The organism is Pseudomonas sp. PS02290 (assembly GCF_029960075.1).
GTDB lineage: Bacteria > Pseudomonadota > Gammaproteobacteria > Pseudomonadales > Pseudomonadaceae > Aquipseudomonas.
This window is the reverse complement of sequence record NZ_JASCOY010000073.1, coordinates 1-24,506: the sequence shown is the minus strand read 5'-3', so window position 1 is coordinate 24,506 and position 24,506 is coordinate 1. Positions and strand designations below refer to the sequence as shown.

The window sequence follows — 24,506 nt, the reverse complement described above, 5'->3', positions numbered from 1 at the left end:
GGCTGAAGCCGGTCCTACTAAAGCATCGCGTGCATCCAACAGGACCGGCTGGAACCCCAACCTGTAGGACCGGCTTTAGCCGGGAAGAGGCCGGTGCGGTCGGCGATTACGCGCCGGCGGGCGCCGCGTCCAGCTCCGCCGTTTCCGGCCGTTTCAGCAGCGCGTACAGCACGCCCGTCACGACGCTGCCCGCCACGATCGCCAGCAGATACAGCAACGCATGGTTGATCGCGTTCGGAATGAGCAGTACGAACAATCCACCGTGAGGCGCCATAAGTTTGCAGCCGAAGAACATCGACAGCGCACCGGTCAGCGCGCCTCCAACAATGCTCGCCGGAATCACCCGCAGCGGGTCTTTCGCGGCAAACGGAATCGCGCCTTCGGAGATAAAGCACAGCCCCAACACAAAGGCGGCCTTCCCCGCTTCTCGCTCGCTCTGAGCAAACTTGCGACGGGCGATCAGCGCGGCGATGCCCATGCCAATTGGCGGCACCATGCCGGCAGCCATCGTGGCCGCCATTGGCGCGCCACTGCTCGAGGCCAGCAAGCCAACGGAAAACGCATACGACGCCTTGTTGATCGGCCCACCCAGATCCACACACATCATCGCGCCCAGCAGCACGCCGAGCAGCACCGCGTTGGCCGTGCCCATGGTGTCGAGGAAGTGGGTCAGCCCTTCAAGCATGCCGGCAACCGGCTTGCCTACCACGTAGATCATCACCAGCCCGGTGAACAGGCTCGCCAGCAGCGGAATGATCAGGATCGGCTTCAGCGCTTCGACACTGGCCGGCAGCTTCGCGTAGCGATTCACCGCCCAGGCGCTGTAGCCCGCAAGAAACCCGGCGATGATCCCGCCAATGAAGCCAGCGCCCAAGGTGCTCGCCAGCAGACCACCGATCATCCCCGGCGCAAGGCCCGGACGGTCGGCAATGGAGTAAGCGATGTAACCGGCCAGCAATGGCACCATCAACTGGAACGCCGCGCCCGCGCCGATCTGCTTCAAGGCTGCCGCCAGCGTGCCCGGCTCTTCCGCCGCGTGAATGCCGAACACGAATGACAGCGCAATCAGCAAACCGCCCGCCACCACCATCGGCAGCATGAACGACACACCGGTCAGCAGGTGCTTGTAAACGCCCGTCTTTTCTTTTTTCGACGACGCCTTCGACGCCGAAGCCGTGGACTCGACCTCCGCCTCCGCCAAGGCTTTTTTCAGCGTCGCTTCGGCCTGCTTGAGGGCGACACCGGTGCCGCAACGATAAATGCGCTTGCCAGCGAAACGCTCGGTGGCGACTTCAATGTCACACGCCAGCAACACCACATCGGCGTCAGCAATGGCCTGGGCGCTAAGCGGATTACGCGCACCGACCGAGCCCTGGGTTTCCACCTGCAGGTCATAGCCGAGCTTTTTCGCCGCCTGCTGAATCGCCTCGGCCGCCATAAAGGTGTGGGCAACGCCGGTCGGACACGCCGTCACCGCCACCAGACGCGGCTGCGCGCTGGACGTAGCAGACGGGGCGGAAGTTGCGGTGTGCTCGGTCGCCAGCGCCGCTGCTGAACGCAGAAAGCCATCGGCGTCCTGCAACGCTTGCGCGGGGGTGGCCTGATACAGGCGCTTGCCGGAGAAACGCGCCAGGTCCAGCGCGCCGGTGTTGACCACCAGCACCCAGTCGGCCGCTTCGATGTCGCCCGGCGACAGTTGCTTCTCCGGATGGCGCGGATCATGGATCTCGACGCTGGTGCTCCAACCCTGACGCTGGGCCGCCGCGTCCAGCAGACGGGCACTGAGGACGCTGCTGATTTTGCCGTTCGGACAGGCCGTAACGATGGCTAACTTCATCACACTTCCTCTCTTGTTATGCCGTCAGGACGCGGACGTTGACGCCGCTTTCCAGACGTTTCAATTGCGCCGGATCATTGATGCCGAAGCCGATCTGAGTGACGGCCATGGCCGCAATGGCCGTGGCGGTGCGCAGGGTCTGCTCGGGTTTGTGCCCGCAGAGCAAACCGTGAACCATCCCTGCCAGCAGCGAATCACCCGCGCCGACCGTGCTGGCGACAGTGACCTTGGGCGGCAGTGCCTGCAGCGCCACGTCGGCACTGAACCAGTGAACGCCTTCCGAGCCCTGGGAAATCACCACGTGCTCGATGCCGCGCTGGCGCAGGTCCGCCGCCGCTTGCGCTTGAGCGTCAATGGAAATGATCGGCGCATCAAGGGCGTCGGCCAGTTCTTCGGTGTTGGGTTTGATCATCCACGGCGACGCTTCCAGCCCGGCGCGCAAGGCTTCACCACTCGTGTCCAGCGCCACTTTCAGGCCCATCGCGTTGAGGCGCAGCAACAGCGTTTTCAGCCACTGGGCGCTCACACCACGGGGCAGACTGCCGGCCACGACCACCGCATCAAAACCTGCCGCGATCTGCTCAACCCGAGCGGCCAGCGCCTGTTGCGCCTGGGCGCTGACTTCGGGGCCTGGGCCGTTGAGGTCGGTAATACGCCCGCTGCTTTCGGCCAGTTTGATGTTGCTGCGCGTCTCACCCGGCACCCGCACGAACTCATCGACGAAGCCGCGCTTGGCGAACAGGGTTTCGAACGGCTGCTGGTTATCCACGCCGAGGAATCCGGCAACGGTCAGCTCGTGGCCCAAGTCAGCCAACACCTGGGCGACGTTGATGCCCTTGCCCGCCGCGTGGCTGAGCATGGCGTCGCTGCGGTTGACCTGGCCGATCTGCAAGGGGCCTAACTGCACGGTCAGGTCCAGCGCCGGGTTCATGGTCAATGTCAGAATTTTCGCCATTACAGCCCCTCCACCAAGGCTCGCACGTCTGCCGCGCTGCCAACGGCCAGGGCCGCCTGCGCAAGTTTTCGGGCTTCGTTCAGATTCAATTCTCGGACGCAGGCTTTGACTTCGCCGATGCTCCGCGCCGAGACGCTCAATTCATCCACACCCAGGCCGACCAGCACCGGCACGGCAAGCGGGTCGGCGGCCAGTTCGCCGCAGACGCCCACCCACTTGCCATGGGCATGGGCCGCACGCACGGTGATGTCGATCAGTTGCAACACCGCCGGGTGCAGGCCATCGGCCTGGGCGGACAGGGTCGGGTGACCGCGGTCGATCGCCATCGTGTACTGGGTCAGGTCGTTGGTGCCGACGCTGAAGAAGTCCACTTCCTTGGCCAGCACCGGCGCCAGCAGCGCCGCCGACGGTACTTCGATCATGATGCCCAGTTGCAGATCGGCCACCGGGATTTCCAGACGCAGGCGCTCGGTCATGTCCCGGGCCTGACGCCATTCTTCAACGGTGCCCACCATCGGGAACATGATGCGCAGCGGGCGATTGTCCGCGGCACGCAGCAACGCGCGCAGCTGGCTTTCCATGATGTCCGGGCGCTGCAAGGTCAGGCGAATGCCGCGCACGCCGAGAAACGGGTTTTCTTCTTTATCGATGGGCCAGTACGGCAGCGGCTTGTCGCCGCCGACGTCCAGGGTGCGAACCACCAGCGGGCGACCGTCGAGGTCTTTGAGCACGCGACGGTATTCAGCTTCCTGGGTCGCTTCATCCGGCGCAGAGCTGTGGGCCATGAACAGCAATTCGGTGCGCAGCAGGCCAATGCCCTCGGCGCCCTGCTCCACCGCGGCTGGCGTACCGGCGCTGTCACCAATGTTGGCGAAGACCTCAACGGCGTGGCCGTCCTGGGTGATCGCAGGCTCCATGCGCAGCGCAGCCGCAGCCTTGAGGCGCTGCTCGCGGGTGTCGCGGTCCTGCAAGGCGCGCAGCAGGGTTGCTTCGCCTGGCGCGACGTCGAGACGCCCGCGCTGGCCGTCGATCAACAACTGCGTGCCGGATTTGATCAGCAACACGGCATCGCCGGCACCGACCAGCGCCGGGATTCCCAACGCCCGGGCAACGATGGCGCTGTGGGCCGTGGCGCCGCCGCGCGCGGTGAGAATCCCGGCGACGCGCGCAGGGTCCAGACGCGCGACGTCGGACGGCCCGACTTCATCCATCACCAGAATGTACGGTTCTTCAGGCTCAACCAGATCCTCGACGCCGCAGATCTGCGCCAGCACGCGGCGACCGACATCCCGCAGGTCAGCGGCACGTTCGGCCAGCAGCGCGTCTTTGAGCTGTTCCTGCTGACGGGCGGCGGCCTCGATCACGTTCATCCACGCCGCTGCCGCGCTCTCGCCTTGCTTCAAGCGCTGGGCCACTTCGTCGACCAGTTCGGGGTCGGCGAGCATTTCCTGGTGGGTGACGAAAATCTCGCGAATGGCCTTGGCTGTGCTGCGCTGAATCAATTGCTCGATGTCGATGCGCACCTGCGCCAGCGCGCTGTGCAGGCGTTCGTGTTCAACGCTTTGCGACTCGCCCTGCATCGGGTAATCGATCACCGGCAGAACCTGCACGTGGGCCGGGCCGAAAGCGATGCCGGGCGCCGCAGGAACGGCCTGAATCTGAGCGCCAGCAACGGGCGCGCTGAGGGTTTTCTCAACGATCGCCGGAGCTGGCGCGGATTCGCTGTGGGTCGGCAACGGCTCGATTTCTTCGCCCAGGCCTTCGAGCACCGCAGCGATCAACGCAGGCAAGGCATCGGCGGCAATGGTCGGCTCGGCAATGAACTCAAGGGACTGACCGCGCTGCACGCCGAGGCTCAGCAGTTTGCTCAGGCTCTTGGCGGACACAGGATTCTCGGTGCCGTCGACAATGCGCACGCGGATGTCGCCGTCGAAGCCTTTGGCCAACTGCGCGAGGATTTTCGCCGGCCGCGCGTGCAGGCCGTGGGCATTGGCCAGGGTTACGCGCTCGCTCGGCCAGTCTGGCGGCACTTCGCCGCCCAACGCCTGGAGCACGGCGCGGCTGCTGGTGGCCTTGCCCAGTTCGTGGCCGCGGCCTTCGATCAGCAACGAGCACAGGCGTTCAAGCAACGCCTGGTGTGATTCGCCCAGACTGGCGAGGCAAAACAGCCCTGTCAGCGACTGACCCAGATGCCGCATCGGCTTGTCCGGGGTGACGAAGGCCAGTCCGGGCTTGTTGACCATCTGCTCGCTGTGCAGCCACCACAGGCCTTCGCCCAATGGCAGCGGCTCGACCTGCTGCAGGACCGCCGCGAAGCCGTTGTTCACGCACTCGGCCTTGCGCAGCAGACGCGCGCCGCGCCAGACCAGTTCTTCGAAATCATCGACCATGACGCCCAGGCTGATCATCTGCGCATCGAGGGCCAGTTCCTGCGGCGCGCCTTGCAGCAGTTTGAGCAGCGACTCGGGGTCCTTCGCCTGACGCAGCGCTTCGCCCAAGTCGTTCTCACCGAGGGCGCGGGTCAGCAGCTGGAGCAAACGCAGGTGCTCGTCAGACTTGGCGGCGATGCCGATGGCCAGATAGACCATTTGCCCGTCGCCCCAGTCCACGCCTTCGGGGAATTGCATCAGGCGCACGCCGGTGGCAAACACCTGGTCGCGGGTCTGTGGCGTGCCGTGGGGAATGGCGATGCCCTGCCCTAGAAAGGTCGAGCCCTGTTGCTCGCGCGCCTGCAAGCCTGCAAGGTAGCCGGCAGCCACCAGGCCGTCAGCGACGAGCAAGTCAGCCAGCAGTTGCAACGCGGCGGGCTTGTCCACCGCCGACTGGTCCATGGAAATTTGCTCTATGGTCAGCTCGAGCATTGCGTTCTCCTGTGCTGCGCGGGGTCGCGCCAGATTCTTGTTGTAGGACCGGTCGTAGACACCGATAACTTACGGTTTGCGAATATTGAATGCGGCATTCAGAGGTGCGATTGGGCAAAAAGTGCCATAAACAGGCCTGCTGAATCGTTTAATCTGAAGTGTCGCGCACGTTACTTGATAATCCCGGCGGTTTGAAGCTCATCCGGTCGAATCGTGTAGGAAACATCCCAAGCGGGCTACATGCTTCCTACAAGACGACGGTCTGCTGTCATGATGGCTGTTAATCGGTGAAAATCCCTGCCACGGTAGTTCAGCTCTCACTTCTGCTTCCCATCACGAAAGGATGCCCGGCTTGAAACTCAGTGATATTGCGCGTCTGGCCGGTGTTTCTGTGACCACGGCCAGCTACGTGATCAACGGAAAGGCCGAACAGCAACGCATCAGCAGTGCGACGGTCGAGCGTGTGCGCGCGGTGGTCGACGCCCACGGCTTTCGGCCCAACCCGCAGGCCGCCGGGCTGCGCAGCCGGCATACCCGGACCCTCGGCTTCATCCTTCCCGACCTGGAAAACCCCAGTTACGCGCGCATTGCCAAGCAACTGGAACAGGGCGCCCGCGCGCGCGGCTACCAATTGCTGATCGCCAGTTCTGACGACGATCCCATCAGCGAGTTGCAGTTGTTGCAGCTGTTTCGCGCGCGACGCTGCGATGCGCTGTTCGTCGCCAGTTGCCTGCCGGCCAGCGATGACAGCTACCGCGCGCTGCAGCAGCAAGGGACGCCGGTCATCGCCATCGACCGGGAGATGGACCCCGCCTACTTCTGCTCGGTAGTCAGCGACGACCACGACGCCAGCCAGCAGCTGACCCGCAGCCTGCTGGAGATCAAACCCCGGCACATCGCCCTGATCGGCGCGCAGCCCGAACTGAGCGTCAGTAAGGCGCGGGCCAGCGGCTTCGAAGACGCGCTGGAGGGTTTCGAAGGCTCGGTGATCATCGAACACGGCGACGCGTTCAGCCGTGATTGCGGCCTGCGACTGGCCAGCGACATGTTTGACCGCCTGGGGTATTTCCCCGACGCGCTGATCACCACGTCCTACGTCCTGCTGCAAGGGGTGTTCGACCTGCTGCACCAGCGCCGCCTGAATCCGGACCAACTTCACCTGGGCACGTTCGGTGACACGCAGTTGCTGGATTTCCTGCCGTTGCCAGTCAATGCCATGGCTCAGCAGCACCTTTTGATCGCCGAGAAAGCCCTCGCGCTGGCGTTGTCGGCCATTGAGCAGGATCAGTACGAACCGGGCGTGCATGCCATCGTGCGGACATTCAAACAGCGGATTCACGAGGCGTAAGCAACGTGCGACTGATCGACACCCACACGCACCTGGATTTCGACGATTTCGACGCCGACCGCGACGACGTCCTCGCCAACAGCCGGCAGCTTGGGGTGGAGCGCATCGTGGTGTTGGGCGTCTATCAGCGCAATCTGCAGCGAGTGTGGGATCTGGCGCTCAGCGAACCTTCGGTGTACGCCGCGATGGGCTTGCACCCGGTGTTCCTTGAAGAGCATCAGCCCGAGCATGTGCAGCAATTGCGCGACTGGCTGACCCGTCTGGCCGGGCATCCCAAGCTGTGCGCCGTCGGCGAGATCGGTCTGGATTACTACATCGAATCCCTGGACCGCCCGCCACAACAGACCTTGCTCGACCAGCAGTTGCAGCTGGCCGCCGACTTCAACCTCCCTGCCCTGCTCCACGTGCGCCGCAGCCACGCCGACACCATCGCTGCACTCAAGCGTTTCAAACTCAAGCGCCGCGGCATCGTTCACGCTTTCGCCGGCAGCCGGGAGGAAGCGCGGGAGTACATCAAGCTGGGTTACAAGCTGGGGCTGGGCGGTGCGGCGACCTGGCCGCAGGCCTTGCGCATGCACCGGGTGATCGCCGAGTTGCCGCTCGAAAGCATTGTGCTGGAAACCGATTCCCCGGACATGGCGCCTGCGATGTTTCCGGGCATGCGCAACAGCCCCGAGCACCTTCCCGATATATGCGCGGCCATCGCCGAACTGATGAAAATCCCTGCGGACAAACTGGCCGCAGCGAGCACCGCCAATGCGTGTGAAGTGTTCGGCTGGGACTGAAACCTGTCGCCGATTTCATGTTGCGATAAGAAATTTCAAAGACTTAGCGTGGTCCCTTGGGTATCTCTCTTGGTTAACTAAGGAAACCCGTTAATGAAATTCTCGAAGTTCGCGCAGGCTCTGTCGCAGTGGTCCGGCAGCCCACGAACCTTCCTCGTGGCGATTGCGCTGATCTGTGTGTGGGCCGTGACCGGGCCATTCTTCCACTACAACGACACTTGGCAGCTGATCATCAACACGTCCACCACCATCATTACCTTCCTGATGGTTTTTCTGATTCAGAACACCCAGAACCGCGACACCGATGAGATGCATATCAAGATCGACGAACTGCTGCGCGTGACGAAGGACGCGCAGAACGCCGTGCTGAGTCTGGATAATCTGGATCAGAAGGAATTGCACGCGCTGCGCAAGAAATACAAGGCGATGGGCGAAGGCGTGGAGTTTGATCACACCGAGGCGTTTCCGGAACCGGAGCCTGAGGCGGGTGAAGAGAAAGCGGGGTTGGTGACTAGCCGCTGATGCCTTTGACTCCTCAGCGGCAGAAGTGACGTATTCGCGAGCAAGCTCGCTCCCACAGGGCGCTGAGTACGACGCAGAAACCTGTGGCGACAAGACCACTCCCACATGGACCATGCACCAGCCGGACTAATAAATCCGGCTGGTAAAGGGCTGAACTACGGCTTATGTGATCGGCGCCGGGTTGAACAGGGTGATGTCGTTGTGCAGACGATACTTCTCGGTCCAGGTCGTCTTCTTTCCGCTGGCGACGTCGAGGTAGAAGTGAAAAAGCTCCCATCCCAGGTCCTCGATGCTGGCGCGGCCGGTCGCAATGCGCCCGGCATCGATGTCGATCAGGTCCGGCCAGCGCTGGGCCAGTTCGGTGCGGGTCGACACTTTCACCACCGGTGACATCGCCAGACCATACGGCGTGCCGCGTCCTGTGGTGAACACGTGCAGGTTCATCCCTGCCGCCAGCTGCAGCGTCCCGCAGACAAAATCGCTTGCCGGCGTTGCGCAGAAGATCAGGCCTTTGCGCGTCACCCGTTCGCCAGGGCCAAGCACCCCGTTGATCGCGCTGCTGCCGGATTTGACGATCGACCCGAGGGACTTCTCGACGATGTTCGACAGCCCGCCCTTCTTGTTCCCCGGCGTGGTGTTGGCGCTGCGGTCCGCTTCGCCCTTGGCCAGATAACGGTCGTACCAGTCCATTTCCCGAACCAGGCCTTCAGCGACTTCCATGTTTTCCGCGCGGGAGGTCAGCAGGTAGATCGCGTCACGCACTTCGGTCACTTCTGAGAACATCACGGTAGCGCCCGCGCGCAGCAGCAGGTCCGACGCATAACCCAGTGCCGGGTTGGCGGTGATGCCGGAAAATGCATCACTGCCGCCGCACTGCATGCCCAGAATCAATTCCGACGCCGGCACGGTTTCGCGGCGACGCTGGTCGAGCTTCTTCAAACGCGTCTCGGCCAATTCCATGATCTGCTCGATCATTTCGTTGAAGCCGTGTTTGGAATCCTGCAGGCGATACAGCCACGGCTCGCTCAGATCAACCGAGGCGTCGTCGCTGTGCATGACCTGATCGGCCTGCAACTTCTCGCAGCCAAGGCTGATCACCAGCGCCTCGCCCCCCAGGTTCGGGTTGCGCGCCAGATTGCGCACGGTGCGAATCGGGATGTACGCGTCCTTGGCGGTGATAGCGACGCCGCAGCCGTAGCTGTGGGTCAGCGCCACCACGTCATCGACGTTCGGGTACTTGGGCAGCAGTTCCTCGCGGATGCGCTTGACGGCGAAATCCAGAACCCCCGTCACGCACTGAACGGTCGTTGTGATCCCCAGGATATTGCGCGTGCCGACGGTGCCGTCGGCGTTGCGATAACCTTCGAAGGTGAAGCCTTCCAGCGGCTCGCCCCTGACCGGCACCGCGTCAGACATCGGCAGACTGTCCAGCGCCGGCGCCGACGGCATGCGCAGCTGATCTTCCTTGACCCAACTGCCCTTCGGGATCGGCTGCAGTGCATAGCCGATGGTGTGGCCGTAACGAATGATCGGCTCCCCTTCGGCGATGTCCACGGTGTTCACCTTGTGACTCTGCGGCACGTTGTCGACGGTCACCAGACCGTTATCGAATTCAGTCCCCGCCGGAACGCCCTGGTCATTGACCACGACGACGACGTTATCAAGCGCATGCAAGCGAATGTAACGCGGCGAGTCGGCATGTTGGATCAAGTTCATCACGGTTTTTCCTCAGAGTTTCGCTTGAGAAAGCTCGGCTTCACTGGCCGGCAAGGCACCCTTCGTTGGGGTTTCCTTGAGTTCTACGCGTTTGATTTCACCGACGATGAAGATGTAGCTGATCACCGCCACCAGCGCGTTGGCGCCGACGAACACCAAGGCCCATTTAAACGAACCGGTGGTGCTGATGATGTAGCCGATGACGATCGGGGTGGTGATGGAAGCGATGTTACCGAACATGTTGAACAGACCGCCGCTCAAACCGGCGATTTGTTTCGGCGATGCGTCGGACATGACCGCCCAGCCCAATGCGCCCACGCCCTTGCCGAAGAAGGCCAAAGCCATGAAGCCCACGACGACCCATTCGATGTCGACGTAGTTGCAGGTGACGATGGAGGTCGACAGCAGCAAACCACCAATGATCGGCGCTTTGCGCGCGAAGGTCAGCGAGTGGCCTTTGCGCAGCAGGTAATCGGAGATGATCCCGCCGAGTACGCCGCCGATAAACCCGCAGATGGCCGGCAGCGACGCGATGAAGCCCGCTTTCAGGATGGTCATGCCGCGTTCTTGAACCAGGTACACCGGGAACCAGGTCAGGAAGAAGTAGGTGATGCCGTTGATGCAGTATTGAGCCAGGTAAATGCCGAGCATCATGCGGTTGGTCAGCAACTGGCGTACGTAGTCCCATTTCGGACCGCTGGCCGAGCCTTTGCCCTTGTCCTGATCCATATCGACCATGCCGCCGTTGTTGGCGATGTGATCGAACTCTTCCTTGTTGATGTTCGGGTGGTTGCGCGGGCTGTGGATAACTTTTAGCCAGATCAGCGAGAACAGGATGCCGATGCTGCCCATCACGACGAACACGTGCTGCCAGCCGAAGGTGTAGACGATCCAGCCCATGATCGGAGCAAACAGAACGGTAGCGAAGTATTGCGCCGAGTTGAAGATCGCCGAGGCCGTGCCGCGTTCGGACGTCGGGAACCAGGCCGCCACGATACGGGCGTTGCCGGGGAACGACGGTGCTTCGGCGAGGCCGACCATGAAGCGCAGCGCGAACAGCAGGAAGATGGCGGTCGAGAGACCGAATTCACCGACGTAACCTTGCAGCACGGTGAACAGCGACCAGGTGAAGATGCTCATTGCATAGACTTTCTTGGAGCCGTAACGGTCCAGAAGCCAGCCGCCGGGGATCTGGCCGGCGACGTACGCCCAACCAAATGCGGAGAAGATAAAACCGAGGGTGACGGCGTCGATGCCGAGGCTTTTCTGCAGGCTGGAGCCCGCGATGGCGATGGTTGCACGGTCGGCGTAGTTGATCGTGGTCACCAGAAACAGCATGAGCAAGATCAAATAGCGGACGTGGGTCGGCTTGGTTTTCAGCATGTTCGAAACTCCCACTAATTATTTTTTTGTGCGGGTAAACGATCTTATGTGTGTGTGCTGCTCGCCCCTGCCCCTAAAACAGATGCGATGTGAAGCTGTCCTGCCAGGTATCCGTTAGCAAAGCCCCGAGGGCAAAAAACCGCTGATCGCTCAGCGGTTTTGCGGCAACTGGGCAGTTACTGCTTGCCCTGCTTGTCCATCAGAGCAGCCAGCATGTCGACTTCGTCCGACGTCAGATCAGTCAGCGGCGCGCGGACCGGACCTGCGTCGTAGCCGGCAAGCTTGGCGCCCGCCTTGACGATGCTCACTGCGTAGCCGTGTTTGCGGTTACGGATGTCGAGGTACGGCAGGAAGAAATCGTCGATCAGCTTGCCGACGGTCTGGTGATCGTCTTTGGCGATGGCGTGGTAGAAGTCCATCGCCATTTTCGGCAGGAAGTTGAACACCGCCGACGAGTAGACCGGCACGCCCAGCGCCTTGTAGGCGGCGGCGTAGACTTCAGCGGTCGGCAGGCCGCCCAGGTACGAGAAGCGGTCGCCCAGACGACGGCGGATCGAAACCATCAGTTCGATATCGCCCAGGCCGTCTTTGTAGCCGATCAGGTTCGGGCAGCGCTCGGCCAGTTGTTCCAGCAGCGCAGGCGTCAGGCGGCAGACGTTACGGTTGTAGACGACAACACCGATCTTGACCGATTTGCAGACCGCTTCAACGTGGAGGGCAACGCCGTCCTGGCTGGCTTCGGTCAGGTAGTGAGGCAACAGCAGCAGGCCCTTGGCACCCAGACGCTCGGCTTCTTGAGCCATCTGAATCGCCTGGCGGGTCGGACCACCGACGCCAGCCAGAATCGGCACGCTGGTTTCGCAGGTGTCGACGGCAGTCTTGATGATCTCGGAGTACTCGCCGCCGGTCAGGGAGAAGAACTCACCTGTGCCGCCAGCGGCGAACAGCGCGGAGGCGCCGTACGGAGCGAGCCATTCCAGACGCTTGATGTAGCCAGCGCGGTGGAAGTCGCCCTGGGCATTGAAATCGGTAACGGGGAAGGAAAGCAGACCGTGAGAGAGGATGGACTTCAGTTCTTGTGGATTCATTATTCGAACACCCTGGGGAGCTATTTTTGTGGATGAAGCACCAGTCCTGCGCTGATGTCGTAAGTCATCGTACAACTGGGAGGGGGATCACTCAATAGCGTTTTGAAATATTTATGACGGGTGAGGATGAGTGGTGGATTTGAGGGAGGGCGAGATTTGGCGGAGGTGGCGACAGTCAGGTGGTGGTATTGCGTAGTCGCAGATTGCACGACCCTGTGGGAGCAAGCTTGGTCTGGGCCGCATCCGGACGAAGAGGCCCTTACATCCGGTACATCTGCAGAGCCTGAAATGCCGTCTTCGTGAGCAAGCTCACTCCCACACTGACAGTGTTTGCCACAACAATTGCATCTGCCTCCGGACCGGGGCGATGGGGCAAAGGAGCAAAGGAGCAAAGGAGCAAAGGGGCAATCCCAAGGCTATTAACCAATCCCCGCAACCGCTTCAATCAAGGGCAGCGCAGCTACGCCATGCCCTTTCAAACAATCCACCTCAAGCCCGCTGCGATTCAGCCTCTTCATGGGCATGGCGCAGTCGTTCGCGGCTGTTGGTCAGGTGCAGGCGCATGGCGGCGCGAGCGGCGTCGGAGTCCTGGCGCGCGATGGCGTCGTAGATTTCCTCATGCTCGCGGCTCAGGCGGCTCATGTAATGCTGGTTGTCATCATGAGCGAGGCGCGCCGAGTTCAGCCGGGTACGGGGGATGATGCTCGTACCCAAGTGATTCATGATGTCGGTGAAGTAGCGGTTGCCGGTCGACAGGGCAATTGCCATGTGGAACTGGAAATCGGCGCCGACAGCGTCGCTGGCATGGGCCGCGCTTTCGTTAAGAGCGTCGAGGGCGGCGCGCATGTCCGCCAGTTGTTCGGCGGATCGGCGTTGAGCAGCCAGACCGGCCGACTCGACTTCAAGACTGATGCGCAGCTCGAGAATCGCCAGGACGTCGCGCAGGGTGACGATGGTGGCTGGGTCGATACGAAAACCGCTCGGGCTTGGCGTGTCGAGGACGAAAGTGCCGATGCCGTGCCGGGTCTCCACCAGCCCGGAGGCCTGCAAGCGCGAGATGGCTTCGCGTACGACGGTACGGCTGACGCCCTGCTCTTCCATGATGGCAGACTCGGTGGGCAACTTATCGCCGCGCTTGAGTCCGCCGGTGCGGATGCGCTCGGAGAGTTCGGTGACCAATTCCTGCGCGAGACTGCGGTGCTTTCGGCGGGCGCGAGGCGGAGCGCTCTGATTTTCCATATCCAACATGCATCTCTAAATACGCTGAACGCTGATGATAGCTCACCGGGTTGTCTGATCACACAACAACCCCGGCGAGGCGCCTGGTTACGACACTTTATCGCTTCAGCACTCTACGCTCAAAGTGCCGTTTCAGTTAGCGGCTGCTCGTGCAACTGGCCACCGTCAATGCGCACGTGACGACGATGGAAGCGCTTGAGGCTGCTGCGGTGGCCGATGCTGAGCAAGGTCACGCCCGGCAATTCGTCCAGCAGCGCCTGATACAACGCGGCTTCATCCTCTTCATCCATCGCTGATGTGGCTTCATCCAAATACAACCAGTCCGGCGCGAACAGCAGCGCGCGGGCGAACGCCACCCGTTGTTGCTCGCCCGGCGACAGCATGCGCTGCCAGTGCTCGCTCTCGTCCAGTCGTGGAATCAGATGACCCAGGCGGCAGGTTCCCAGCACTTGGGCAAAGCGCTCGACAGGATAGACCTCGGGCGCCTGGGGATAACTCAACGCCTCCCGCAGCGTGCCGATCGGCAAATACGGTTTTTGCGGCAGGAAAAACGCGCGTTTGGCCGGTAATTTCACCGCACCATGGCCCTCTTTCCACAACCCGCCCATCGCCCGCAGCAGCGTACTTTTGCCACTGCCGGAGCGCCCGCTGAGCATGACCTTCTCACCGGCTGCAATGCTGATGTTTGCGTTGTTCAGGAGCTGGCGACCGCCTGCGAGGGATAGCGCCAGGCCTTCAAGCTGCAAGGCGTTGCTTTCATGACTGACCTGGATGGCCGGCACGCGCGCTTCGTTTTCGTCCATGGCCTGACGGAAGCTGAGCAGACGATCACAAGTGGCGCGCCACGACGCCAGTTGGGTGTACGCGTCGATGAACCAGCTAAAATTCTCCTGCACGTTGCCGAAGGCCGAGTTGATTTGCATCAGCTCGCCCAGTTCGATCTTGCCGGCGAAGTAACGCGGCGCGGCCACAACAAAGGCGAACACGATGGCGATTTGTGAGTAACCAGCGGTGAAGAACGTCAGGCGCTTCTGCACCTTCATGATCGTCCAGAAGTTGCTCCAGACCATGCCGAATCGCGCACTCAGGCGCTGATTCTCGTTGGCTTCGCCGTCGGACAGGGCGATGCTTTCGGCGTTCTCGCGAACGCGCACCAGCGAGAAACGCATGTCGGCTTCGTACCGCTGTTGCTGGTTGCTCAGCACGATCAGGCGTTTGCCAATCAGGTGAGTCAGCAAGCTGCCAACCGCCGCGTAAATAAGTGCGGCCCAGAACATGTAGCCCGGAATGGTGATGCCGAACAGCTCAATGCTGCCGGACACACCCCACAGAATCACCGAGAACGACACCAGACTGACCACCGTGCGCAGCAGCCCCAAGCTCAGGCTGAGGGTGTCGGACGTGAAGTTATTGAGGTCTTCGGACAGACGCTGGTCAGGGTTATCGGTGTAACCGCCCTGCTCCAGCCGATAGTAATTCTTGTGCGCGAGCCATTTGGCGAAATGCTGTTCGGTCAGCCAACGACGCCAGCGGATAGTCAGCATCTGGGTCAGATAGAGGCGGTACACCGCGCCGAGAATGGCGATGGCGGCAATGCCGCAGAAGTAGAGGATGAGATGGGTGAAGGCCCCCAGGTCCTTATTCTGCAGCGCGTTGTAGAAGTCGCGGTACCAGCTGTTGACCAACACCGAAATGAACACGCTGAACAGCGACAGCACGATCACTGCGATCAACAGCACCCAGGCCATGCCTTTTTCTTCGCTGCGCCAGTAAGGCGTCACCAGCTTCCAGACCCGGGAAAAGAAATTCCCGTTCACAGCGTCATTGACCCTGGATTCATCAACATCAAAATTCATGGCAAAAAGCTCGGCAGCGGGCAGTTATAGGCGTTGGCGCCAATGTGCCAGACGCCACAGACGATCTTCCATGAATAAATCTTTAAAAAGCAGTCCCTGCTTAACGACGGACCGGGCGCTTCTGCAACTTGCGCTGCAAGGTGCGTCGATGCATGCCCAGCGCCCGCGCCGTAGCGGAGATATTGCCTTCGTGCTCGGTCAACACGCGCTGAATGTGCTCCCACTGCAAGCGGTCCACCGACATCGGATTTTCCGGCACCAGGGTGTCCAGATCGGCATGTTCGGACAGCAGCGCTGCCAGTACGTCATCGGCATCGGCCGGTTTGCACAGGTAGTTGCAGGCGCCGCGCTTGATCGCTTCGACTGCGGTGGCGATGCTCGAATAACCGGTCAGGATCAGCACGCGCATTTCCGGGTCCAGTTCCAGCAGCTTGGGCAACAGCACCAGGCCCGAGTCGCCTTCCATCTTCAAATCGACGGCGGCGTAGTCCGGAATGTCCTGCTGCGCGAGGGCCAGGCCCTCGTCGGCGGAGCCGGCAGTGCTCACGCGGAAGCCACGGCGCGCCATGGCCCGTGCCATCACGCGGGTGAAAGTGGCGTCGTCGTCCACCAGCAGCAGGTGTGGCAGTTCTTCGCCTTCAACCTGGATTTCGTCAGTCATGCTTCATCTCCTCGTGCGTCACGGGGCAGGCGCAGCTCGGTAAGCGTGCCGCCTTCCTCGTGAGGATAGAGTTTCACCGAGCCGCCCGCGCGGGTCACGCTGGCCTTACTCAAGAACAGGCCCAGGCCGAAGCCTTTGCCCTTGGTGGTAAAAAAGGGTTTGCCGATCTGCTCGGCGATGGCCAGTGGTACACCGGCGCCATGATCGCGGATGCTGATGCGGATTTCAGTGGCGGTCCAGTCCAGATTCACCTCGAGCCCTTCGGCGCAGGCATCGGCGGCATTGTTAAGCAGGTTCAGCAACGCCTGAGTGAGATCCGGCGGCGGCGCCAGCATCGGCACGTCGCCCTGCCCCAGGCGTTGAAAACGGTAAGTGGCTTCCGGGCGCATCAGGTGCCAGCGGTTGAGCGCCTGATCGAGCCAGTGCGTAACGGTCTGTTCCTGCACCGAGAGCCGACGATTCGCCTCAGCGGCGCGAACCAGTTGCTGCAGCGTCTCTTTGCACAGCTTGACCTGATCCTGCAGCACCGAGAGGTCTTCCTGTAGCGCGGGGTCTCTGTGGTCCTGCTGCATTTCCTTGAGCAGCACGCTCATCGTCGCCAGTGGCGTGCCCAGCTCATGGGCGGCGCCAGCGGCTTCGGTCGCCACCGCCAACAGTTGCTGATCGCGCGCCCCTTCTTCGCGGCGCAAGGCACGCATGTGTTCCTGACGGCGCAGCTCTTCGGCCATGCGCGCGGCGAAGAAGGTGATCACCCCGGCCGCCAGCGCGAAGCTCAGCCACATGCCGTAGATCTGCATGTTCTCGCGGGCCACAAATGCATCCAGCGGGAAGAACTTGGCCAGCATCAGCGTGTACAGCGCCAGCGCGATGCCCGACAGGATCAGCGAATAACGCCACGGCAGGGTCACTGCAGCGATGGTCAGCGGCACCAGATAATAAGAAACGAACGGGTTGGTCGAGCCGCCGGAGAAATACAGCAGCGCGCTGTGGATAAACAGGTCGAACGCCAATTGCACCGCGTATTCGAGTTCGGTCACCGGCCATGAGGTGCGCAGACGAATGGCGGTCAGCAGGCAGACGATCGCCGAAAAACCGAGGGTGATGTCCAGCTGCAGCCAGGGCAGCGGCAGCAGATCGAAGAGGTAGGCGAACCCCACCGAGCCCGCCTGTGCACCCAGCACCAGAATGCGGATGAACGTCAGGCGCCAGAGGTTCTGACGGGTGGCGGAAAGCAGTTGCAAGGGGGCGAGCATGAGCTCTCCTGATGAGCGCTCCAGGCGAATCGGAGCGAGTATAACCAATGCGACAACAGTTGCCGTCAAAGTGCGTCAAAGCGCCACATCCATCTGACGGGTGTGTGACGGCGCAGGAACAAGCCTCCGGGTTCACAGTCTCATGGGCATCCGTCCGCCGGGGGCTTGCAATGCGCCTCAGGACGGTTCGCCAAACAAGGAGTTTTTATGTTCAGCCTTCGTCCCACTGCCACATTGTTTACCCTGGGCGCACTCGCGCTGGCCAGCGCCCCTGCCCTCGCCGACGACGTTCACTACAACCAGGTTTCGGTCCGCGCCGAGGTCAGCCAGGAAGTGCAGCGCGACCTGATGACCGTCACGCTCTACACCGAATCCCAGAACACCGACCCGGCCAAACTGGCGGCCGGTGTCACTGAAACCCTGAACAAGGCCTTGGGCGAAGCGCGTCAGGTCAAGGACATCAACATTCGTCAGGGCAGCCGCAACAGCTACCCGATCTACGACGACAAAGGCCAGAAGATCACCGGCTGGCGCGAGCACGCCGAATTGCGTCTGGAAAGCGCAGACTTCGCTGCCCTCTCCAAGTTGACCGGCGACCTGTTGGGCGGCGACATGAAAATGGGCGGCATGGACTTCTCGATCTCCAATCCCGCGCGCAAGACCAGCGAAGACGCTCTGCTCAAGGACGCTGTGACGGCCTTCCGTGCCCGCGCCAAACTGGTGACTGACGCACTGGGCGGCACTGGCTACAAGGTGGTCAATCTGAACCTGAACACCTCCGGTTTCCCGCAGCCCTACCTGCGAGCGCCGGTCATGATGATGAAGGCCGCCCGTGCCGACGCAGCGCCAACGCCGGATGTCGAGGCCGGCACCAGTCAGGTCAGCGTTGCGGCAGACGGCGTCATCGAAGTCGCTATTCCTTGATGCACACGGCGGCAGCCAAGGGCTGCCGCTTTTTCCTTCATGTACCCCCGCTGTTCGCGCTCGCCGTGTTGCCTCTTCGCCCCTCCCTCGCCGTTTCCTCCTACATCGCTCAACGCTTTGGCTGATTTCCGATTGCTGCGTATTGCCTGAATAATTCACTCGCAATCTGCAACGGATCACCGCGCATGGACCATGCCGCCTGCCCTGACCAAAGGGACCGGCATCGCGCACTTACTCACTCAAGGATGAAAAGCGTCATGACTCGTTTACCCCCCTCCCTGCCCATTGACGAACTGCGTCATGAGCAATTGCAAAGCAACTTTGCCCTCGAACTGTTCACACAGACCGCAGCCTCACTCGCACCCAGAGAGTTTCAGGCTGCCATGCTCTGGATTTTTGGCGAAGACATCCCTGCCAACGCCTTCACGCTGCTGCGCAAAAAGCTTCTCGCCGGCGAGATCGCCAATGCCGAGTGCGTCTTGAGCGACGCCCCGAAACTGGCCCACTACGACAACCGCGAACGGCTTATCCGGATCAACCCTTCAGTGGTCAGCAGTGCCCTTGCCGGCACCGAGCCCGAAATCCTGCTGAATATCCTGCTGCACGAGTTCGGCCATCATCTTGATAACGTCCTGCGCAGCGACCTGATTCAACCGGATCGATCGGCGAATCCGTTGGCAGCAGACGCTGAAGGTGAAGAAGGCGCACGCCTTGCACTCTGGCTTGCGTGTATCGCAAAACCCGTTCCAGCCCGGGTTCAAATTGCCCTATGGTGGGACGTGAAAGAGGACCTGCCTCATGAAATCACCGCGCACTGGGCTCAGTCGTCCAACGCGATCATTCGGAAACACATCGCGGGTCTCGGAACACCGCTTGCACCTCGCCCGGAGTCGGATCAGGAGGGCTTCGAGGCGGGCGATGGCAATAAGATCAAGCAAACCCACCTGGAGATAGAGAAGGTATTGCTGACGTGCGGCCTGACACAGGCTGAGGTCAATGCGGTTTATTTCGGCAACTGGCTGCGCGACTACTCCCAGCTGCTTGACCCGAAAATTGTCAGGGCGATGGACATGCCCAAAGACTTCCCCGACGTGCTGTCCCGTGACGCTTTGACCCGCATTGTTGACATCTTGTCGGTCAAACGCTTTGGCGAGCTGCGCCGACAGCCCACATCCGACTACAAGGTGACGCCCGCGCGCCTGGGGGTATATCGCCCTTCCGAGCATATCGACAACCCGAAAGTCACCGACCGCGACGCGCCAGACCCCACCACCCGGGATCTGGACTTCGAGGTTGCCATCATGGCGGGCAGCCCCCAGCTGGATGTCGATTACCAGACGTCCATGAAGCGCTACATCAGCCGATCCGTCGACTTCATGCATCGAGAGCTGCGCATCGCCATTGATAAAGGTCCCAACGCCGAAGGCTTGCGCGCGTTTGGCTCCGCACTGCATGTGCTGGAAGACTTCTTCGCCCATTCCAATTTCGTCGAGCTGGCGCTCATCAACAACGGCTATCGAAACGTATTGCCCTGGACCTCGCCGGCGAATTGCAAGGCCGGCTTGCCCTTGGTCACAGGCATGTTCGGGGCGACCGATGTGATCGCAAGCCTGGCCGGACCGCTCGGGGAAATTCTGTTTTCTACCGAAGACGTCATCTACCAACCGATAAAACCCGGTGATCGCAGCCCGCGAGAGCAGGTGCTGTTGATCCTGTTCGAGGAGCATCACAACCCGCGCTACCTGGAAATCTACAACGCATTTCTCACCACTCGTGACAGCTGGGTAGATCTGCCGTTCGCCGAGTACCTGCAGCGCTGCGCGGCTTATCTGCAGGGACTGTCCGCGGTACCGGGCAACGCCGTCGGGATCATTTTCAAAGAGGTGCTGACCCATTTTGGCGACCAGGTCGACGACTGGCAGACGGTCCACGGACAGGACCCACATGACAATGGCTGTACCGACCCCTCACACTCGCAGTTGGCGAAGGACCACGCGCAGCATCCGCTGCACCTGCTGGCAGCGTCGTTGGCAACCGAGGCAGTGCGCAGCGTCGCCATGGCGATGATCAGTTACTGGAACGGCAACGGCCGCGCTGACCCGATCGCCGTGGCGGAGGCTTATTTCAAACATCCGGTGGACTGTAGCTGGCAAAACAGACAGGTCGCAGCTTGGGCCGCTGGCAATCCCGAGGACCTGCGCCGCAGCCAGGATAAGGTCGAAATGCTGGAAGTCCGAAAGCTGATAGCGGCCTCGGCGGAAAAAGCATCGGAGCAAATGAGAAAGGACAGCCTGGCTTATCTCAACTTCATGCGCGGCGAGTTTCTGGATAGCAATTCACCCATGTGGCTGGCGTTCCGCTTCACGCCAACCGGGTCGACAATCCATCAGATCCTGAAGTGGCTGGGAATTCTGAAGTAACCCCACCCGAAACCTTGTAAGAGATCCAAACAGTGCGGCACTCTCCGCTGTCTATCATCCCGTCGATGAATTCAGGCATGAGTGCCGCACTTAATGAGGTTCACATGGACACAACCTTCAAACCCCTGCTCCTGGCAGCCGCAATGGCGCTGTGCGTTCCCTCGGTGCAGGCGGCCAGCACCCTTGTCTATTGCTCGGAAGCCAGCCCTGCCGGCTTCGATCCCAGTCAGTACACCAGCGGCACCGAGTTCGATGCGTCAGCAGAAACAGTCTTCAACCGCCTCACCCAGTTCAAGCGCGGCGGCACCGATGTAGAGCCGGGGCTGGCTACCAAATGGGAAGTGTCCGACGACGGCTTGACCTACACCTTTCATTTACGGCCCGGGGTGAAATTCCACACCACGGACTATTTCAAACCCACCCGCGACTTCAACGCCGATGACGTGCTGTTCACCTTCAATCGCCTGCTGAATGCGGATGACCCGTTCCGCAAGGCGTACCCGTCGGAGTCGCCGTACTTCACCGATATGGGCATGAACACCACCATCAAGCAGGTCGAAAAGGTCGACGATCAGACCGTCCGTTTTCAACTGAACAACATCGATGCCGCGTTCATCCAGAACCTGGCGATGAGCTTTGCGTCGATTCAGTCGGCCGAATACGCGGCGCAACTGATCAAACAAGGCAAGGCCGGCGACATCAACCTGAAGCCGATCGGTACGGGGCCATTCGTGTTCAAGCGCTACCAGAAAGACGCGCAGATCCGTTACGTCGGCAACAAGGACTACTGGAAGCCGGAGGACGTGAAGCTCGACAACCTGATCTTCTCGATCAACACCGACGCCGCCACCCGCTTGCAGAAACTCAAGACCGGCGAGTGCCAGATCAGCGGGTATCCGCGCCCTCAGGACATCGAAGAAGCGCAGAAAGACCCGAATCTCAAGGTGCTGAGCCAGGCCGGTTTCAACCTGGGTTTTCTGGCCTACAACGTGACCCATCCGCCGCTCGATCAACTGAAGGTGCGTCAGGCACTGGACATGGCGATCGACAAGCCGGCCATCATCAAAGCGGTCTATCAGGGCGCAGGCCAATTGGCACAGAACGCGCTGCCACCGGCGCAATGGAGCTTTGACCCGAACATCAAGGACGCACCCCACGATCCTGAAAAAGCAAAGCAGTTGCTCAAGGAAGCAGGCGTTGCGCCAGGCACGCAGATCAACCTGTGGGCGATGACCGTGCAGCGTGCATCCAACCCCAACGCGCGCATGTCGGCGCAGATGATTCAGTCGGACTGGGCGAAGATCGGCATCAAGGCCAACATCGTCAGCTATGAATGGGGCGAGTACATCAAACGCGCCAAGGCTGGCGAGCATGACGTGATGATCTACGGCTGGACCGGTGACAACGGTGACCCCGACAACTGGCTGGGCGTGCTGTACAGCTGTGGCGCGATGAAGGGCAGCAACTACGCGAAGTGGTGCAACCCGGCCTACGACAAGCTGGTCACCCAGGCCAAGCTGACCAGCAACAAGGACGAGCGGATCAAGCTGTACCAGCAAGCGCAGAACATTCTGAAAAACGACGTGCCGATCACCCCCATCGCCAATTCCAAAGTGTTTCAGCCGATGCGCAAAGAGGTTCAGGATTTCAAGCTCAGCCCATTTGGCCTGACGCCCTTCTACGGCGTGAGCCTGGCCAAATAATTCGCTGAAACCAACAGCGAAGTAACACTTGATGACCGAAGCGGGTGCAATCGCCACGTTGCGATGCACCCTTTTGGTGCTGCAAAGATATCGATATGCGACACGCAAACGTTCAACAGCGTCAGAAATTACACTTATGCGACATTCGTGTACGTTCGTGCCACTGTTTGTCACCTTGCTGGCGCCAGCATCTTGCTTTGGGTATGGCGCCTGCATAAGTATCCGCGGGACAGGCTCAAAAGGCCGTACCCTCAATCAAAAAATGACAACAACTGAGGCCACCATGCTCAAAAAAGCGGTCATTCCGTTTCTTCTCGGCGCAGGTTTGATCGCCAGCGCTCCCTTCGCCCATGCAGCATCGAATCTGGTGTTCTGCTCCGAAGGCAGCCCTGCTGGTTTCGATCCAGGTCAATACACCACCGGTACCGACTTCGATGCTTCGGCCGAGACCGTTTTCAACCGTTTGAGCCAGTTCGAACGTGGCGGCACCGCTGTCATTCCAGGCCTGGCCACCAGCTGGGACGTTGCCCCGGATGGCCTGACCTACACCTTCCACCTGCGTGAAGGTGTGAAATTCCACACCACGCCGTACTTCAAACCGACGCGTACCTTCAATGCCGATGACGTGCTGTTCACGTTCAACCGCATGATCAACAAGGACGACCCGTTCCGTAAGGCGTACCCGACCGAATTCCCGTACTTCACCGACATGGCGATGGACACCAACATCACCAAGATCGAGAAGGTCGACGATCACACCGTCAGAATGACCCTCGGCACCGTTGATGCCGCGTTCATTCAGAACCTGGCGATGAGCTTCGCGTCCATTCAGTCCGCTGAATACGCCGCCCAGTTGCTCAAAGAAGGCAAGCCGGAAGACATCAACCAGAAGCCGATCGGTACTGGCCCGTTCGTGTTCAAGAGCTACCAGAAAGACTCCAACATCCGGTTCACCGGGAACAAGGACTACTGGAAGCCTGAAGACGTCAAAGTCGACAACCTGATTTTCGCCATCACCACTGACGCCTCGGTTCGTGCGCAGAAACTGAAGAAAGGCGAATGCCAGATCACCGCTTACCCGCGTCCGGCCGACCTCGCGCCACTGAAGGCTGACCCTGCTTTGAAGATGCCTGATCAGGCCGGCTTCAACCTGGGTTACATCGCCTACAACGTGATGCCGAAGATCAAGGGCGAAGACAAGCCAAACCCGCTGGCTGACCTGAAAGTACGTCAGGCGCTGGACATGGCTGTCGACAAGAAAGCCATCATCGACGCGGTGTATCAGGGCGCGGGCCAACTGGCGACCAACGCCATGCCGCCGACCCAGTGGTCCTACGACACCACCATCAAAGATGCTCCGTACGACGTCGCCAAAGCCAAGGACCTGCTCAAGCAGGCGGGCGTGAAGGAAGGTACCGAAATCACCCTGTGGGCGATGCCGGTTCAGCGTCCTTACAACCCGAACGCCAAGCTGATGGCCGAGATGCTCCAGAACGACTGGAAGAAGATCGGCATCAACGCCAAGATCGTTTCCTATGAGTGGGGCGAGTACATCAAGCGTGCCAAGGCCGGCGAGAACGGCGCCATGCTGATTGGCTGGAGCGGCGACAACGGTGACCCGGACAACTGGCTGGGTACCCTGTTTGGCTGCGACGCCCTTAACGGCAACAACTTCGCCAAATGGTGTGACAAGCCGTTCGATACCTTGATCCACCAGGCCAAGGAAACCACCGATCAGGCCAAACGCACCGAGCTGTACAAGCAGGCTCAACATCTGCTGAAAGATGCCGTGCCTATGACTCCAATTGCCCACTCGACTGTTTATCAGCCGATGCGCAAAGAAGTTCAGGACTTCAAGATCAGCCCATTCGGTCTGAACTCGTTCTACGGCGTCAGCGTCAGCGGCAAGTAATATCTTTAAATGACCAACCGGTCGCGTTGCCTCAGGGCAACGC

Annotated in this window: 17 protein-coding genes; 7 read left to right on the top strand and 10 right to left on the bottom strand. The window is 60.9% G+C overall.

The window, feature by feature from the left end:
* Window positions 1–106 precede the first annotated feature (106 nt).
* The 3 genes from QMX88_RS22875 to ptsP are packed head-to-tail and all read right to left on the bottom strand — an operon-like array spanning window position 107 to window position 5,653.
* Window positions 107–1,837: a PTS fructose-like transporter subunit IIB gene (locus QMX88_RS22875; protein ID WP_282372502.1), complete on the bottom strand. Its 1,731-nt coding sequence runs from the start codon at window positions 1,835–1,837 to the stop codon at window positions 107–109.
* Window positions 1,838–1,853: 16 nt separating this feature from the next.
* The gene (gene pfkB, locus QMX88_RS22870; RefSeq protein WP_282372501.1) at window positions 1,854–2,792 is read right to left on the bottom strand and encodes a 1-phosphofructokinase; all 939 of its coding nucleotides are present in this window, start codon (window positions 2,790–2,792) and stop codon (window positions 1,854–1,856) included.
* Window positions 2,792–5,653, bottom strand: a complete 2,862-nt coding sequence (ptsP, locus tag QMX88_RS22865) for a phosphoenolpyruvate--protein phosphotransferase (protein WP_282372500.1) — start codon at window positions 5,651–5,653, stop codon at window positions 2,792–2,794. The genes pfkB and ptsP overlap by 1 nt, the downstream gene beginning before the upstream one ends.
* Window positions 5,654–6,005: 352 nt before the next feature.
* On the opposite strand from ptsP, the gene cra reads away from it, so the two are divergent.
* The 3 genes from cra to QMX88_RS22850 all read left to right on the top strand — a co-directional run bounded on the left by cra (window position 6,006) and on the right by QMX88_RS22850 (window position 8,308).
* Window positions 6,006–7,001, top strand: a complete 996-nt coding sequence (cra, locus tag QMX88_RS22860; RefSeq protein ID WP_282372499.1) for a catabolite repressor/activator — start codon at window positions 6,006–6,008, stop codon at window positions 6,999–7,001.
* Window positions 7,002–7,006: 5 nt separating this feature from the next.
* Window positions 7,007–7,786, top strand: coding sequence for a TatD family hydrolase (locus tag QMX88_RS22855; protein WP_282372498.1), 780 nt, complete (start codon window positions 7,007–7,009; stop codon window positions 7,784–7,786).
* Between the two features lie 93 nt (window positions 7,787–7,879).
* Window positions 7,880–8,308 (top strand): low affinity iron permease family protein, encoded by a 429-nt coding sequence (locus QMX88_RS22850; protein ID WP_192170688.1) that lies wholly within the window; start codon window positions 7,880–7,882, stop codon window positions 8,306–8,308.
* Window positions 8,309–8,470: 162 nt separating this feature from the next.
* Here the strand turns inward: QMX88_RS22850 and garD are convergent, their stop codons facing one another.
* The 7 genes from garD to QMX88_RS22815 all read right to left on the bottom strand — a co-directional run bounded on the left by garD (window position 8,471) and on the right by QMX88_RS22815 (window position 17,504).
* Window positions 8,471–10,024 carry a galactarate dehydratase gene (gene garD / locus QMX88_RS22845; protein WP_282372496.1) on the bottom strand — a complete coding sequence of 518 codons (1,554 nt, stop codon included), beginning with the start codon at window positions 10,022–10,024 and terminating at the stop codon, window positions 8,471–8,473.
* A 12-nt stretch (window positions 10,025–10,036) separates the two neighbouring features.
* Window positions 10,037–11,407: an MFS transporter gene (locus tag QMX88_RS22840; protein WP_192170686.1), complete on the bottom strand. Its 1,371-nt coding sequence runs from the start codon at window positions 11,405–11,407 to the stop codon at window positions 10,037–10,039.
* A gap of 176 nt (window positions 11,408–11,583) precedes the next feature.
* Entirely contained in the window at window positions 11,584–12,495 is a 912-nt protein-coding gene (gene kdgD, locus QMX88_RS22835; RefSeq protein WP_192170685.1) for a 5-dehydro-4-deoxyglucarate dehydratase, read from the bottom strand.
* A gap of 489 nt (window positions 12,496–12,984) precedes the next feature.
* Complete coding sequence (locus tag QMX88_RS22830; protein WP_133776307.1) at window positions 12,985–13,734, bottom strand: FadR/GntR family transcriptional regulator; 750 nt, start codon at window positions 13,732–13,734, stop codon at window positions 12,985–12,987.
* 119 nt (window positions 13,735–13,853) lie between these two features.
* Window positions 13,854–15,590: an ABC transporter ATP-binding protein/permease gene (locus QMX88_RS22825; RefSeq protein WP_282372493.1), complete on the bottom strand. Its 1,737-nt coding sequence runs from the start codon at window positions 15,588–15,590 to the stop codon at window positions 13,854–13,856.
* A 100-nt stretch (window positions 15,591–15,690) separates the two neighbouring features.
* Window positions 15,691–16,251: a response regulator transcription factor gene (locus QMX88_RS22820; RefSeq protein ID WP_065990162.1), complete on the bottom strand. Its 561-nt coding sequence runs from the start codon at window positions 16,249–16,251 to the stop codon at window positions 15,691–15,693.
* Entirely contained in the window at window positions 16,248–17,504 is a 1,257-nt protein-coding gene (locus QMX88_RS22815) for an ATP-binding protein (RefSeq protein WP_192170683.1), read from the bottom strand. Before QMX88_RS22815 ends, QMX88_RS22820 begins: the two co-directional genes overlap by 4 nt.
* Window positions 17,505–17,711: 207 nt before the next feature.
* Between QMX88_RS22815 and QMX88_RS22810 the strand changes: the two genes are divergently transcribed.
* The 4 genes from QMX88_RS22810 (at window position 17,712) to QMX88_RS22795 (ending at window position 24,463) form a co-directional block, all read left to right on the top strand.
* Window positions 17,712–18,428 (top strand): SIMPL domain-containing protein, encoded by a 717-nt coding sequence (locus QMX88_RS22810; protein ID WP_282372489.1) that lies wholly within the window; start codon window positions 17,712–17,714, stop codon window positions 18,426–18,428.
* A 185-nt stretch (window positions 18,429–18,613) separates the two neighbouring features.
* Window positions 18,614–20,848, top strand: coding sequence for an HET-C-related protein (locus QMX88_RS22805; protein ID WP_282372488.1), 2,235 nt, complete (start codon window positions 18,614–18,616; stop codon window positions 20,846–20,848).
* Window positions 20,849–20,952: 104 nt separating this feature from the next.
* Window positions 20,953–22,551: an ABC transporter substrate-binding protein gene (locus QMX88_RS22800; RefSeq protein WP_282372487.1), complete on the top strand. Its 1,599-nt coding sequence runs from the start codon at window positions 20,953–20,955 to the stop codon at window positions 22,549–22,551.
* 283 nt (window positions 22,552–22,834) lie between these two features.
* Window positions 22,835–24,463, top strand: a complete 1,629-nt coding sequence (locus tag QMX88_RS22795; RefSeq protein ID WP_282372486.1) for an ABC transporter substrate-binding protein — start codon at window positions 22,835–22,837, stop codon at window positions 24,461–24,463.
* Window positions 24,464–24,506 lie beyond the last annotated feature (43 nt).